This is a genomic window from Dawidia cretensis, assembly GCF_018598175.1.
GTDB classification, from domain to species: Bacteria; Bacteroidota; Bacteroidia; order Cytophagales; family Cyclobacteriaceae; genus Ohtaekwangia; species Ohtaekwangia cretensis.
The window spans coordinates 1-250 of sequence record NZ_JAHESE010000224.1; the positions used below are offsets into that span (position 1 = coordinate 1).

General features: G+C 56.4%; 1 protein-coding gene. It reads right to left on the minus strand.

Annotated elements, in window-relative coordinates; translation table 11 throughout:
- A partial coding sequence (locus KK062_RS30440) for a hypothetical protein (RefSeq protein ID WP_254088140.1) occupies nt 1–250 on the minus strand: 250 nt, incomplete at both ends.

Below are 250 nucleotides of genomic sequence, written 5' to 3' on the forward strand. Positions count from 1 at the left end.
AGGCTGTGGTATACAATGGCCGTTTCGGTAAACGAGCCGCCGGTAAATACATGCAGATCCATTCCCGGCTTGTTTTCTGCGGGTGTGGCCACGGCAATGTCGCCGTTGTTGCTGAGCGACAGGTATGTAGTGGCCGGGATGGCCGCCGTGTGAGTGAAGAGATCTACCTGTTGCGTGACGTTGAGATTGTCGCCGTGCACGTATAGCGTGGCCGTGCGGCCGTTGTTGGTTGTGCTGAGCACGTATAGTT